Annotated in this window: 14 protein-coding genes and 1 pseudogene; 6 read left to right on the plus strand and 9 right to left on the minus strand. The window is 70.2% G+C overall.

The features are described 5' to 3' along the window. The 4 genes and pseudogenes from VF665_RS09715 to VF665_RS09730 all read right to left on the minus strand — a co-directional run. A pseudogene (locus tag VF665_RS09715) lies at positions 1–494 on the minus strand (hypothetical protein); the annotation flags it as partial. Continuing rightward, positions 491–1,873 (minus strand): metallophosphoesterase family protein, encoded by a 1,383-nt coding sequence (locus VF665_RS09720; protein ID WP_331053225.1) that lies wholly within the window; start codon positions 1,871–1,873, stop codon positions 491–493. The pseudogene VF665_RS09715 and the gene VF665_RS09720, both read right to left, overlap by 4 nt. Continuing rightward, the gene (locus VF665_RS09725; protein WP_331053226.1) at positions 1,870–2,232 is read right to left on the minus strand and encodes an FHA domain-containing protein; all 363 of its coding nucleotides are present in this window, start codon (positions 2,230–2,232) and stop codon (positions 1,870–1,872) included. The genes VF665_RS09720 and VF665_RS09725 overlap by 4 nt, the downstream gene beginning before the upstream one ends. A 34-nt stretch (positions 2,233–2,266) precedes the next feature. Beyond that, positions 2,267–2,695 carry an FHA domain-containing protein gene (locus VF665_RS09730; RefSeq protein WP_331053227.1) on the minus strand — a complete coding sequence of 143 codons (429 nt, stop codon included), beginning with the start codon at positions 2,693–2,695 and terminating at the stop codon, positions 2,267–2,269. Between the two features lie 40 nt (positions 2,696–2,735). Between VF665_RS09730 and VF665_RS09735 the strand changes: the two genes are divergently transcribed. Further along, positions 2,736–3,806: a hypothetical protein gene (locus VF665_RS09735; RefSeq protein ID WP_331053228.1), complete on the plus strand. Its 1,071-nt coding sequence runs from the start codon at positions 2,736–2,738 to the stop codon at positions 3,804–3,806. A gap of 66 nt (positions 3,807–3,872) precedes the next feature. On the opposite strand, the gene VF665_RS09740 is transcribed toward VF665_RS09735, so the two are convergent. Beyond that, a complete protein-coding gene (locus VF665_RS09740) occupies positions 3,873–5,348 on the minus strand; it encodes a protein kinase domain-containing protein (protein WP_331053229.1) in 1,476 nt (491 codons plus the stop codon). A gap of 76 nt (positions 5,349–5,424) precedes the next feature. Continuing rightward, the gene (locus VF665_RS09745; protein ID WP_331053230.1) at positions 5,425–6,147 is read right to left on the minus strand and encodes a vWA domain-containing protein; all 723 of its coding nucleotides are present in this window, start codon (positions 6,145–6,147) and stop codon (positions 5,425–5,427) included. Positions 6,148–6,485: 338 nt separating this feature from the next. On the opposite strand from VF665_RS09745, the gene VF665_RS09750 reads away from it, so the two are divergent. Continuing rightward, positions 6,486–7,022, plus strand: coding sequence for a hypothetical protein (locus VF665_RS09750; RefSeq protein WP_331053231.1), 537 nt, complete (start codon positions 6,486–6,488; stop codon positions 7,020–7,022). Between the two features lie 272 nt (positions 7,023–7,294). Here the strand turns inward: VF665_RS09750 and VF665_RS09755 are convergent, their stop codons facing one another. Beyond that, positions 7,295–7,645 (minus strand): hypothetical protein, encoded by a 351-nt coding sequence (locus VF665_RS09755; protein WP_331053232.1) that lies wholly within the window; start codon positions 7,643–7,645, stop codon positions 7,295–7,297. Beyond that, entirely contained in the window at positions 7,636–7,821 is a 186-nt protein-coding gene (locus tag VF665_RS09760) for a hypothetical protein (RefSeq protein WP_331053233.1), read from the minus strand. The genes VF665_RS09755 and VF665_RS09760 overlap by 10 nt, the downstream gene beginning before the upstream one ends. A 378-nt stretch (positions 7,822–8,199) precedes the next feature. Between VF665_RS09760 and VF665_RS09765 the strand changes: the two genes are divergently transcribed. Both VF665_RS09765 and VF665_RS09770 read left to right on the plus strand, forming a co-directional pair. Further along, a complete protein-coding gene (locus tag VF665_RS09765) occupies positions 8,200–9,048 on the plus strand; it encodes a ferritin-like domain-containing protein (RefSeq protein WP_331053234.1) in 849 nt (282 codons plus the stop codon). A 20-nt stretch (positions 9,049–9,068) separates the two neighbouring features. Next, entirely contained in the window at positions 9,069–10,097 is a 1,029-nt protein-coding gene (locus VF665_RS09770; protein WP_331053235.1) for a ferritin-like domain-containing protein, read from the plus strand. 526 nt (positions 10,098–10,623) lie between these two features. Here VF665_RS09770 and VF665_RS09775 read toward each other — a convergent pair. Then, a complete protein-coding gene (locus VF665_RS09775) occupies positions 10,624–11,070 on the minus strand; it encodes a hypothetical protein (RefSeq protein ID WP_331053236.1) in 447 nt (148 codons plus the stop codon). 539 nt (positions 11,071–11,609) lie between these two features. On the opposite strand from VF665_RS09775, the gene VF665_RS09780 reads away from it, so the two are divergent. Further along, the gene (locus tag VF665_RS09780) at positions 11,610–12,419 is read left to right on the plus strand and encodes a L,D-transpeptidase (RefSeq protein WP_331053237.1); all 810 of its coding nucleotides are present in this window, start codon (positions 11,610–11,612) and stop codon (positions 12,417–12,419) included. Positions 12,420–12,546: 127 nt separating this feature from the next. Beyond that, a partial coding sequence (rhuM, locus tag VF665_RS09785) for a RhuM family protein (RefSeq protein WP_331053238.1) occupies positions 12,547–13,386 on the plus strand: 840 nt, incomplete at its 3' end.

Here is a 13,386-nt window from a genome sequence, read left to right on the forward strand (position 1 = left end):
CCGCCCGCCACGCCGCCCACCACCGCGCCGAAGATGGCCCAGCGCACCACGGCGAACAGCGCGCGGATCAGGCGAAAGGCGGCGCCCGCGCCCGTCACCACGTACGGACGCAGGTCTTCAGCGCCTTCGCGGATGATCACGTGCGGCTCGCGGCCGGCGGGCGGCCCGGGCGCGCGCTCGTACTCGCGCGGCGGGGCCCCCATGGGAACGCGGATGCGCCTGCGCCAGCGTGCCTCCGGGGGCACCACGCGGGGCGGCGGCGCGGGTTCCGGTGCACGCGGCGCCTCCACGGGCGCGGGCGGAACCGGCGGCGCCGGCCGGGCCGTGGCCTCGGCGGCGCAGCGCGGGCACTCGGCCGAATCCAGCCAGCCGATCTCCTTGCTGTGCACCCGGCACCAGAACCGCAGCGAGGTGCCGCACACTTCGCAGGCGCCCCCCACTGCGTCGTCGTGCTCCACGCCGCAGTTGGGGCACCGCTCAATGACGCGCTTCACGCGCCCGCCTCCGGCCCCGCAGGCTCCGGATACACCTGCCGGATCAGCTCCGGCGGAATGAACAGGCGGCGCACCTCCGGCAACTCGCCGCGCACCCATCGCGCCACCACCGGCACCCGCTCGTACGGGCCGAACACCTCGCGCGGCAGCTTGTGCGAAAGGGTGTTGATGGTCAGCGCCGGGTGCGCCGACCACGCCGGAAAGTCCGCAAAGCGCTCCTCGACGTGGTCGTGGCCGCGCAGCATGCGGCTCACCGGGCGGCCCAGGCGCGTGGCCAGTTCGCAGAACGCCGCAAAGTCCTCACGCCCGAACTCGCTGCCGCGGGTGGTGCGGTTGGGAATGCGCTTGCGGGCGCGCGGATGGGCGCGCAGCCACACGAAGTCCTGCAGCACCCGCGGATCGTTCCAGTCGCGCTTTTCCGCGAGTTCGGCGTGCAGATCCGTGTGCGGGATGCCGCCGTGCGCCACCAGCAGCCCATCCGGAAAGAACAGCGCCCGCGGTGCCCGCGCAAAGAAGCGGACGATCAGCTTGCCCAACCGCGCGGCCCACGGGTGTCCGGAATCGGACTGCGCGTTCAGCCAGTCGGTAAAGTCGGAGGGAATGACGCTGGATTGAAAGCGCCCGTCCCCGAACGTGAGACCCTCGTCGTGGTTGCCGGCAATGACGGTGACGCGCATGGGCCCTTCGAGGATCAGCTCAAAGATGCGCAGAACGACCTCGGCCGCGTGCACGCCGTCGTCGAACAGGTCGCCCAGAAACACGATGCGCGCGTCCGAGCCGCCGCCGCTTCGGTCGATGTGCTGCAGTGCGCTTTCCAGCGCCAGCAGGTCGCCGTGCAGGTCGCCGACGAACCACACCTCGCCCACCGGCCAGTTCTCGCCGACCTGGATGGCGCGGTCTTCCGGGCCGGCGGCGTACTCCTCGAACGCCAGCCCTAGCGGCCCGCCGCCCGCCACCCGCTCCTCCATTCGCGCGATGACCTGCTCCGCGCGGTCGCCGGTGATGGGGTTGGCGACGGCGCTGGCGATGGCGCCCCAGTTCAGGCCGTGCACCTCCAGCACGTTGGCCGAACTCTGCGGCGGCGCGTCCGCCGACGAAAGATCGGGCGCGCCGGACGCCGTCGTGGATGCCTCCGGCGACGCGGGCGATCCGGACGACGCGGCCGGATCAGAGGAGGCGGCCGGTTCGGCTGGCGCTCCAGACGCGCCCGGCTCCGCTCCGGCCGGCGCGTCGGGGGAGCGCGGGCCGGCCTCCGCGGGCGGCTCGGAATCCGAACTCGCCACGCCTTCGTCCACGTCGGACGGGTCCGGCGGAGGGCTCTTTCCGGCTTCGTCCGTCGCGGGCGTGGCGTCTTCGGGTTGGTTCTGGCTGTCCGTCACGGTTCACTTTCTACGCGCAGTCGCAGTCGGGTGGGGCCGATGGAAATCACGGAACCCGCCACCAGCGGCGCGGGCGCATCGCCCAGCGCCGCGCCGTTCAGAAACGTGGGATTCTTGACGCCCTGGGCCGGAGCGATGGTCCATCCGCCCCCGGCCGGGTTGCGCGCCACCAGGAACTGCGGATCGGCGGCGTAGACGTGGTCATCGCCCGCAAACGTCTGCAGCAGGTGCTTTCCCACCGGCGTATCCACCCCGATGGTGAGCCTTTGCGTGGTCTGCTCGGCTACCAGCACCAGCTTGCCGCCGCCGCGAACAAAGCCGCACGCCTCGCAGTGCGTAACGGCCTCATTCTCGTGCACGAACCCGCACTGCGGGCATTTCCACGCCATGCGCTCAGGCGGCGCGGACGGTGAGCGGCAGCTTTACGATGCCCTTGGCCGCGCGCCCCACCGCCACCACGTCGCCCTCGTTCAGCGGGCGCGCCGCGGTGATGGGCTCGCCGTTCACCAGCGTTTCGTTGGTCGTGCCCGCCCCGGGAATGATCTGCCAGGCGCCGTCGGGGCCGCGCTCCAGGATGCACTGCTCGGCGTCCCACACGTTGGCGTCCTCGCCAAACTGCCGCACCACGTGCTTGCCCAGCGGCGTGCGCACGCCCACCGTGACGGACTTTCCGGACTCGTCCACCAGCTGAATCCGGTCCGACTTCAGCGCCCCGCCCGCCGCCGTCCCGCCGCCCGCCGCCTCGGTTCCCGCCGCGGACGCGTCGGCCGTGGTCCCCGCCCCCGCCGTGCCGGTCGCCGCGGCCGACGCATCTCCCGCCACAGGCGTAGCACTCGCGGCCGCATCGCCCGTCGTTCCAGCCGTGCCGGTCGCGCCCGCCGCCGTGCCGCCGCCGGTGGCGGAAGCGGAAGCGTCGCTGGCCGCCGCGTCCGTCGTGGAACCGGTGGATGCATCGATGGCTGCCGCCCCGGCGCCCACCAGGTCGGTCGCCGCCGGATCGGTGCCGGCCGGCGTCGCGCCCGAGCCCGCATCGGCGGGAGCCGATCCGTCCGTCGTGGACGAGGAGGACGCCGCGTCCGTGGATGCGGAAGCGTCAGGCGTGGCGGATCCTGTCCCCGCCGCGCCGGTCATCGCCGCGGTGGATGCAGCATCCGATGCATCGGCCGTCGCGGTCGCGGAGCCGTCCGCCGAACCCGTCGCGCCGCTCGATCCCGATCCGGCCGCGTCCGTGGATGCCGATCCCCCCGAGCCCGCGTCCGTGGCCGTCGATCCGCTGGAAGCAGCACCCGCCCCCGCCGATCCAGCGGAAGCCGCGTCTGCTGTCGTCCCTCCGGCGGCAGCCGCACCCGCCGAAGCCGATCCGCCGGCAGCCGCATCCGTGGCGGGCGATCCGCCGGCAGCCGCATCCGTGGCGGGCGATCCAACGGAAGCCGCATCCGTGGCGGGCGATCCACCGGCAGCCGCATTCGTGGCGGGCGATCCGCCGGCAGCCGAATCCGTGGCGGGCGATCCGCCGGCAGCCGCATCCGCCGAAGCCGCGCCCGTTCCTGTCGCATCGGCCGACGTCGATCCACCGGACGCATCACCCGGCGCGGCGGCGGCGGCCGTTCGCGCGCCCGTCGCATCGGAGGGCGGCAGTTCAGCGGACGAAACCGCGGGCGGCGACTCGAGCGTGGAATCGGGATCGTCCGAGGCCGGCATCGTGGAGCCCGCATCGGCGCCGCTCGACGCACCAGGCGCACCCGTTCCGCCCGCCGTGCCTGCGCCCGCGTCAGGCGCAACGCCGGAGGGAGAGGCCGCGCCGCCGGCCGCGGAACCCGGGGTGCCGGCCTGCGCGGCGCCGGGTTCCGGGGCAGTGCCTTCGGTGGGGATGTCCTTGTTTTCCGTCACGGTCAGTCTCCACGCACAGTCTCGGCTCTGGTCGGCTCGATGACGATCATCGCGCCCTCCTGCAGCGGCGGAGCATGGCCCCGCCTGTATCTGTCGATCCGTCGGTCCGCTATGCGGCGCGGGCGGTGAGCGGCAGCTTGGCGACGCCCTTGGCCGCGCGCCCCACCGCGATCACGTCGCCGTCCGCGAGCGGGGCGGGCGAAGTGAGCGTCGCCCCGTTCAGCAGCGTTTCGTTGGTGGTGCCGGCGGCCGGGATCACCATCCAGATCCCGTCCTGCCCGCGCTCGAGAGTGCACTGCTCGGCGTCCCACACGACGTAGTCCTCGCCGAACTGGCGGACCATGTGTTTGCCGAGCGGCGTGCGCGTGGCCATGGTCACCGCCTGTCCCGACTCGCCCACCAGCTGAATGCGGTCCGAGCGTAGGGCCGCGCCACCCCCGCCGCGCGGCATCGCAGTCGGAGCAGGAGCCGGAGCCGGAGCCGGAGCCGGGGCCGGGGCCGGAGCCGCGGCCGGGGGTATGGGAACGGCCGGTGGCGAAGCCGGAGCCGCGACCGGCGGCGCCGCGGGTGCGGCCGCAACGGGTGGCGTGACAGGCGGCGCGGCGGGTGCGGGGGCCGCGGCTGGTGCCGTGGCCGGTGTTGTGACCGCTGGAGTTCCCGCGGCCGCGCTCGCCCGGCCCGTGAGCGTGTCGCGCACCTCGGCCGCGGTGGGGCGGTCCGCCGCGCGCGGGGCCAGGCAGCGGTAGATGACCTCCGCCACGGCCTCGTTGCTGGCCGGCGCCGGCATCGTGCCGCCCAGCATCGGGCGCTCCGCCGCGTACGCCAGCGCCTTCTTGGCGTAGTCCGCCTGGTCCTCCGACCAGTACGGGTGCCGCCCGGACAGCAGCTGGTACAGGATCAATCCGCAGGTGAACACGTCGGACGCCGCGCCGGGCGTGGCGCCGGCCGTAAAGTGTTCCGGCGAGCGGTAGTTGTCCGTCCCCACGTAGCCCTGCAGCCCGTGCCAGGGCGCCGGCTCGTCGGTGAGCAGCGAGAAGTCCGTGTCGATGAGCTTGAGCTGGAACCCCGCGGCGATGGACGGGTCCTCGATCAGGAACGCGTTGTCGGGCTTGAGGTCCGCGTGCGCCACCCGGGCCATGTGCAGCGTGTTGATGCCGGACATGAAGACCTTGGCCCAGATCACGTGCTGCTCCCACACCCGTGGCGGGAACGGGGCGGAATAAGCCCGCCCGCCGTTCTCCGCCGCCTCGCGTTCAAAGATGCCGCCCAGGTCTGCGCCGTTCTCCACGAACTCAAAGACCTGAAAGTAGTTGCGCCCGCCCCACACCGCCTCGAAGGCGTCCATGGCCCGGACGCAGTAGTTGCGCGCCGGGCTTTCCACGATGCGCCGGTTCAGCTCGCGCTGGTAGCGCACGTAGTCGCGGTACCACTCCACGGTCACGCTGGGCGACTTGTACTGCTTCAGGAACACGCGCTGTCCGGAAGGGGCCAGCGCGCCATACGAAATCGCCATGGCCCCGGGCCCGAACACGTCGGTGATCCGGTACTTGTTGATCTCGTCGCCGACCTTGAGTTTCTTCGCCATTCGTCGCTGTATGGAGGTCCGGAGCCAGGCGTGCGCCGCGCGCCCGGCCGGGGCGCGCGGGCGGGGTCACGCAGGTTCAGAGCGCCACGGTTTCCGCCGACTTGGACACGGAAGCGGCGAGCTGGCGAAGCGTGTTCTTGAAGTTGGCCTGGTCACCGGTGAACTTCACCAGCGCCTCCTGCGGGTTGAGCCCCGGGTACGAGATGGCTTCCCACTCGCTCTTGTCGATCTGGCTGAGCTCGTCGTAGCCCGGCATGTCGGGCGCGAACAGGCTCAGAATGATGCGGTTGTTGATGATGGCGTTGGTGATGTCCTGCACCCCGCCGCCCTTTGCCTCGGGAATGCTCATGGCCGGCTTGAACGAGGCGTCGGTGAACACCACCACCACGCGCGCCGCGTCGCTGCGGTAGCGCCACTTGGTGGCGTCCAGGCTCTGCGCGCCCTTCTCCGTCTGCCCCATGTTGGCCACTTTGAACAGCGCATCCAGCAGCGACTCCGGCTCGTCCTCGCCGCCCTCGGCTGTCAGCCCTGCGAGCTGGCCGCGGAGCGCTTCCACGTTGGTGACGAACGGATTGTCGATGAACGGGTTGGCGTCGTGGTCAAAGTCGCGGTAGCCCACCGCCTTGGCGCGCCAGTCGCGGACGGGCGACACGTTGTTCCCCTCGCCCTTGCTGAGCGATTCCACGAACGTGCCGATGTTGCTCTTGAGCGCATCGATGGCGGGCGCCATGCTGCCGGACACGTCGATGAGAAAGACGATGTCGGCGACCCCCCGGGTCTTGGTCTGCTGCTGGTCCATTTCTGCTGCCGTCCCGTCGAAGTCCGTAACAAAGTGCGGCGCCGCCGCCGGGGTTCATCCCCCCAAACCGGGTGCGCCGCCCATGCACGATTCAGTCCGCGACACGGTCCGCCCGCCGCGCGGTCTCCATCCGCCGTAACTCCAGCAGAAATCAGGGTTGATGAAGCCGTTCTGCGTACAAGGTCAGTCTCATCTTGCCCCGGTTTCGCGCACTCGTTCGCTCCGCGGGAGAACGGACCAGCGCCTCTTGATTCTGGTGGCGTCCACTTTGTGCATTTGGATCGGTTGTCCCGCGCAGAGAGTGGAATTCGTCCCGCGGCTTTCCGCAGGAAGCTGATATGAGGATCATCCTTTCAGCCGTCGTCCTTTTCGCCGCCGTTTTCGGTATGCAGGGCGCGGCGGGACAGGCGCGTGCCCCGGAACCGTCCATCCTCCGCCCGGCGGTGGAGCGGGTGCTGAACGAACTGCGAACGGGGGAGCGGCTTGCAGGCGGGCCCGTGGGGCTGGACAGGCGCGTGCTCGTGCCGGAGCCGGCCCCTGCATCCGGACCGCTCGCGACCGCGTATAGGTTCGGCCCGGGAGTGCACGGCGAGACGATCTACTCCGCACTCTCGGCGGAGCGGGCGCACTTCGATTCGGCGATGGTCTGCGGGAGCGAGAGTCCGCGCAGCTGCACGCTTCCCGGCGTCGTGGCGGTGTTCGCGACCACGGAGCCGGTGGTGGATGGGGATCGTGCGGAGGTTGTGGTCGCTGCCCGTTGGCGGTCCCGCCTGACAAAGATGCCGGTGGGCTTTGCGCGGTTCGCGGTGATCCTGCGGCGCTGCCAGGTTGGTGGATGGGTCGTGGCGGATCTTCGCACGTTGTACGTCAGTTGATCAGCGTGCGCGCCGGGCCCTCGGAGTGCCGCGACGCTGTAGAGGAGCGCGGTCCCGCCATCGAGACCTGCTTCCCCTTAGAACGGAGATCGTGACCCGCCGCGCCGGGAACCCTTGTCCAGGACGGTGCGGGCTCGGAAAACGTCGAGACCTCTTCTTGATACCCAGCCGGCCGTGTCCACCGGATCTGGATCCGCGACAGCGGTTGATGACGAAAAGAAGGGCCGGTCCCGCGAGTGGGGCCGGCCCTTTTCGTCTTGCCGATGCGCTGTTCAGAAGCGAAGCGTGATGGACGCGCCGACGCCGCCGTCGCGGACGGTGGGCGACACCACCGCGGCACCCGCCCCGGAGCGCGCGGGGAGCGGTGCCCAGCGCATTCGTGGCGAAAGCCCGCCGGCCACCGTTCCCACCAGCCCGCCCAGCACGCCGAACGCCACCCCGCCGAACAGCGCCGCCTCGCCGCGGGACGAGATGGGAAAGCCCGGCTCGTCGAAGGTGGCGGCGGCCACCGCGGCGCCCGACGTCCCGCCAATCAGCACGCCGTACCCGCCGCCGCGCAGCGCGGACCGCAGCCGCGGCTCCCGCCCCGTGGCGCGAAAGGCCGTCGCCGAACTCAGCGGCACCACCACGGGATCCCAGCCTTCGCGGCGGACCAGCAGGAGCCGGGCCGCGCTTCCACCACCTCGTGCACGCCGCGCGGCCCGGGGTGGAACCGCACCCGGTCGCCGGGCTGAACGGTGGGCTGGGCGGCGAGAGGGGCGCTCAGGAGCGCCATCGTGATCGCGAGTCTCTTGATCATGGGCAGGCGGGTGCGCGGAGATCCAATCCGGTGCACCCCGGCGTACCCATCAGACAGCCCCGTCGTTCCGGTATTGTCGGCAATGCCCGGAGAGCGTGAAAAAAGCGCGACAGATCGCGCATCAACTTAGCATCTGTCACGTCTAGAGTTGGCACAGGCTTTGCCAACCACCCCGCTCCTCAACGACGGGCGGACGGGCTGCCGGACGGGGAAGGCCGGGTGCGGTGATGGGGACGCTGAGCGCGTTCGGATCACCGTTGCCGGACCTCACGTCCGGCGGAATGGAAAGCGCTCCCGCGGGTGGGAGCGCCGGGGACGGTCCGCGCTAGCCGGATCGGTCCTGGTAAGCGGCTAGCCACGGTGAAGGGGGAGGACGAGATGCGGAAGCAAGACGCGGATCAGGACGAGCCGATGGTGATCGGCAGCGCGACGGAGCTGATGTTTCCCGCCACGCGACGGTCGTTCGTGCGGACGCTGCTCGCGGGCGGAACGGTGGTGATGCTGCCTTCCGTGTTCGGCGCCTGCGAGCGGCGCGAGATCACGGTTCCGGGATTCGATCCCGACACCGACGGGCCGGACCCGGTGAAGGGCGTGTCGTTCGACCTGCGCTCGGACGTGGGAATCTTTCGCCTGGTGCACGCGAACGAGCAGCTCGAGGCGGCCTTCTACACGGCCGTGGTGAGCAGCGCCGCCTTCAGCAGCTTTACGGCCGAAGAGCGCGAGATCTTTGTGGACCTGCGCGACACCGAGGTGGTTCACCGCGAGTTCGTCCGCACGGCCCTGGGCAGCCAGGCGCTTCCGGACCTGCGCGGCTCCATCAACATGACGACGCTGAACAGCATTCTGTCGAGCAAGGCCAGCATCATCGCGGCGGCGCGCATGTTCGAGAACATGGGCGTGGCGGCGCTGAACGGCGCGGGCAAGTATCTGCAGGACGCCCGCAACCTGCTGATCGCGGGCAAGTTCGTTTCGGTGGAGGCGCGCCACGCGGCCGCCCTGCGCGACATCGCGCCGCCGGCCGGTGTGAACGCCAACACGGCGTTTGCGGGTGACGACATCATCGACAACACCGGGCGCGACGTGAAGCTGGAAGCGGGCGCCGTGGTGGCGCGGGTCGCGGCCACCAACCTTCTGCTTCCGGGCACCCTTGCCTCGCCGGCCATCAGCAACGGGCCGACCGCCACGCAGGGTGTGGCCACGCCCGACTTCTTCCCCGCCAACCCGTAAGCGAACCAGGAGTTCGATCAATGGAAAACATGCAGCAGCCGATCCTTGAGGGGATCGACCCGGAGATCATGGATCGCGTGGTGTCACGGCGGGACCTGTTCCGCCGCGGCGCTTCGATGAGCCGCCTGGTGGCGCAGGGCCTGGCGATGGGCTCGGTGCCGGTGGCGCTGGCGGCCATGGCCCGTGAGGTCTACGCCCAGACCCCGGCGGACATTCTGGACGTGCTCCGCTTTGCGTTCATCCTGGAAAACCTGGAGAACGAGTTCTACAAGGCGGTGCTGGGGACGAGCGCCCTGGCCGCGCAGAACAACGCCTTTGCCCCGGTGCGCGCGCTGATTCCGGCGGCCGCGCGGGAATCGCTGGCGCAGATCCAGAAGCACGAGCAGCAGCACGTGGACTTCCTCAAGGCCGTGATTCCGCAGTTCGGCGGCACGGTGGTGAACATCACCGCCGCCGACTTCGACTTCACGGGCGGCAACGGCAGCGGCACGGGGCCGTTCGCCCGGGCCACGACGGAGCTTCCCTTCCTGCTGCTGGCCACGCAGGCGTTCGAGGACACGGGCGTGCGGGCCTACAAGGGCCAGGCGGGCCGCCTGCTGATCAACGGCAACGACAACGCCGACATCGCGCTGGAGAGCGCCCTGCGCATTCACTCGGTGGAGGCGCGGCACGCGGCCAAGATCCGGCGCATCCGCCGGGCGGCCAACCCCAGCGACACCTCGCTGCGGTTCAGCGGGTACGTGCGCGGCGGCGGGCTGGCCGCGGCGGGCGCGGGCAACATCGCCAATCCTCCGGCCGCGGTGGTGGCCGCGCTGAACCTGATCTACGGCGGCGCCACGCCGGAGAGCAACACCTCGCACGTCGTGTTCAACGGCACGGCGGCGGCGACCATCGACGCGGCGACGCTGAGCGGGCTGGACGTAATCGGCGACCAGAACGCGCGGACGGTGGCGGCCACGCAGGCGTTCGACGAGCCGCTGACCAAGGAAGAAGTGATCTCGATCGTCCGCGACTTCATCAAGGACGACGCGGCGCGCGGACTTCCCTGAGCAGGTGGGTGGATGGGTGGATGGGAGAACGGGCGGCCTCGGAAGGGGCCGCCCGTTCGTGTTCGGGGACAGTTCTGCGCGGCCGATGGTGGGGTGAGCGAATGAATTCGCCGCAACAACGGCGGAAGTCCCCCCAAACGGACGGGGGGACTTCACCTGCACGGGGGCGGATGGTAGGCCGCAGACAGGCGGAAGTTCGCGGCGCCGATGGTGTCCTGAGCGAGTGAACTCGCCGCAACAACTGCTGAAAGCCTCACGATACTGCCGTGAGGCTGCTCGTGCGCGGGCGATGAGGTCCAGTGCCGAACGCGGCGCCCGCACCCCCTCCGCATGTGCGGCACCTTTCGAAGCGCACCCCCTCCTGAGCAGATGAATCCGCCGCTCGGGAAGCGGTAAGCCCCGACTCATGGCCGCTGTCGCGTCCATGATCGGGGCTTCAACTGCATGGTGGGCAGGCGATCGGGGCGGTAGCCTGCACTCCGCACTCCGCACTCCGCACCCACGCACCCAGCACTCACGCACTGCTCTACCGTTTGTCTCCCATCGACTGCTTGACCAGCAGGTCGTAGGCGGCGCGCTGGTGGGTGGAGAGCTTGGGCGGAATGCCGAGCACCAGGGCGGGCGCGGTGGCCTGTTCGGGCACGTGCAGCACCATGTGGTCCGGTGGAACGGGGCGCGCATAAGGCGTGGCGCGGCCGGTGGCATCAAACTGCATGGCGCGCCCGGGCGTGGAGAGTTCCGCCAGCACGCGCCCGTACTCCAGCCACTCCGCCACCGGGTCCGACTCCTCATCCGCCACGGTGGGGATGAGAACGTCGTTGAAGTAGGCGAGCGCCCGGCGGTACGCCTCCGCATCGCGCGCCTTGAGGTCGCGCATCCAGTCGCGAAAGAAGTTCCGCGGATCACGCGCGCCGCTCTGCTCGAGCGCGCGCGCAAACCGCTCGTCGGCGCGGGCGCGAAGGTCGGGTGACATGCGCGGATTCTACGGCTGGCGAGGCGGATGCGCCACCGCCGGCCGGAGCGCATTCCGGCTGCGGCAACCGCGTGAGGTCATGCACCGCGAGCCGCCGGTTGCGCCCGCGCTGAGTTCATCCGCGTTTTTCGGGAGGGATGATCTTCGGTTTCTCGTGGCTGATGATGGCTTTGCTGGGCCATCACGATCAATGCGCCCCGTCTGCCATGGGATCCGGAACACGGATCCCTGCTGTCCGCGCCGGGGCCGGAGGGACACATCCACCTGCCGCGCGTCTGTAGAAGCATGGGGGAGCACCGGGGCGGTGCTCCCCCTTTCTGTTGCAGATCACCCGGCAGAGAAAACGCGATCCGCAACCCGACTCACAATTTGGGTCAAGTTACCTAAGAGCGTGCAGAAACAGAGATTATCTTCCTTGCGTAGTTCACGGCGTGCGGAAGACGAGCCTGACCGGCCCGTCCCGCCGAGCGGTTCGCAGCCCCGCTCCGGAAGGTCCGGCGCACCCTGCGGAACGCGACAATCAGCCCAGAATACGCACCATGTTCTCGATCCGTCAGGCCGTCCCCGCGCTGTTCGCCGTCGCCCTGGCCACCGTCCCCGCCGCCGCGCAGGGACCGATGGAGATTGTCGTCAACGTTCCCGCCGGGCGGCTGGACGTTTTTGAAAACGGCGCCCGCGTGCGCTCGTATCCGGTTTCGGTGGGCACGCCGCGCCACGCCACGCCCACGCGGCAGGCCTCCATCCGCCGGATGGTGTGGAATCCCTCGTGGACGCCGCCCGACGCGGCCTGGGCGCGCGACGAGAAGCCGGCGGCGCCGGGATGGGGCAACCCCATGGGCCGCGTGAAGATGCACCTGTTCGACGACTACTACGTGCACGGCACGCCGGCCCGCAACGAGCGCTTTCTGGGCCGCCCCGCGTCGCACGGCTGCATCCGCATGCGCAACGCGGACGTGATGGAGCTCGCCCAGCTGGTGCTGCGCGCCGACGGCGGCGCCGCGGTGAGCGACGAGACGGTGCAGCGGCTGGTGAACAACCCGCGGGCCACGCGTGAGCTGGCGCTGGCGGGGCGGGTGCGGGTGCGGGTGGAGTACCGCCTGGCCGAGGCGGACGCGGAGTCGGTGACGCTGCATCCGGACGTGTACGCCCGGGCGCGCGGCCAGTACCTGACGCGGGTGCAGCAGGACCTGCGCACCGCGGGCGCCGACGCGACCGCCGCGGTGGAGCACCTGGCGGTGGCCGGCATCCCGTCCGCCGCGGTGCGCCTGCCCCGCGCGCCGATGCCGGCGCTGCTTCCGGCGCCGTCGATGTCGCTGAGCGCGGTGGCCTTCCACGCCGGCCTGCGGTAAAGGCGCTGATCGGACAATGCGGAGCGGGGCGCCCGGACACGATCCGGGCGCCCCGCTTCGCATTTGTGCCGATTCGGACTATCTTCGGTGCACTCGCCTGGAGGTTCCACCCGCGACGCCCACGGACATGGCTTCTCACGTTGATCCGAACGACGATCCGGCCGGCCACGGTCCACCGCCGGGGGAACTGGTCCTGTACGTGACCGAGGACGGCCGCACCCGGGTTGAGTGCCGCTTCGCCGACGACACGCTCTGGCTCAGTCAGGCGCTGATTGCCGAGCTGTTCCAAAAGGACGTGCGCACCATCAACGAGCACCTGCGGAACATCTTTGAAGAGGAAGAGTTAGCGGCAAACGCAACTATCCGGAAATTCCGGATCGTTCGCCTTGAAGGTGCAAGAGAGGTTGCCCGGACCATTGAACACTACAATCTGGACGCGATCCTCGCTGTCGGCTTTCGAGTGCGGTCGAGGCGAGGAACGCAGTTTCGGCGCTGGGCGACGGAGCGGCTTCGCGAGTACCTGGTGAAGGGCTTCACCATGGACGACGAGCGGCTGCGCAATCCACCGATTGCGGGCTCCGGCGTTCCGGACTACTTCGACGAGCTGCTGGAGCGCATCCGTGACATCCGCGCCAGCGAACGTCGCGTATACCTGCGCGTGACCGACATCTTTGCGCTCGCGGCAGATTACGAGCCCTCCCGCGCCGAGGTGACCACCTTCTTTCAAACCATTCAGAACAAGCTGCACTTCGCGGCGACCGGCAGAACCGCTGCGGAAATCATTGCTGAGCGGGCGGATCACACCCAGCCCAACATGGGGCTGACCACGTGGAAGGCGGAGCAGATCCGCGCCTCGGACGTCACCGTCGCGAAGAACTATCTGCACGAAGACGAGATCCGCGAGCTGAACCGGATCGTGACGATGTGGCTGGACTTTGCGGAAGATCAGGCCCGCAGGCGCAAGCAG

The organism is Longimicrobium sp. (assembly GCF_036387355.1).
In the GTDB taxonomy this organism is placed as follows: domain Bacteria; phylum Gemmatimonadota; class Gemmatimonadetes; order Longimicrobiales; family Longimicrobiaceae; genus Longimicrobium.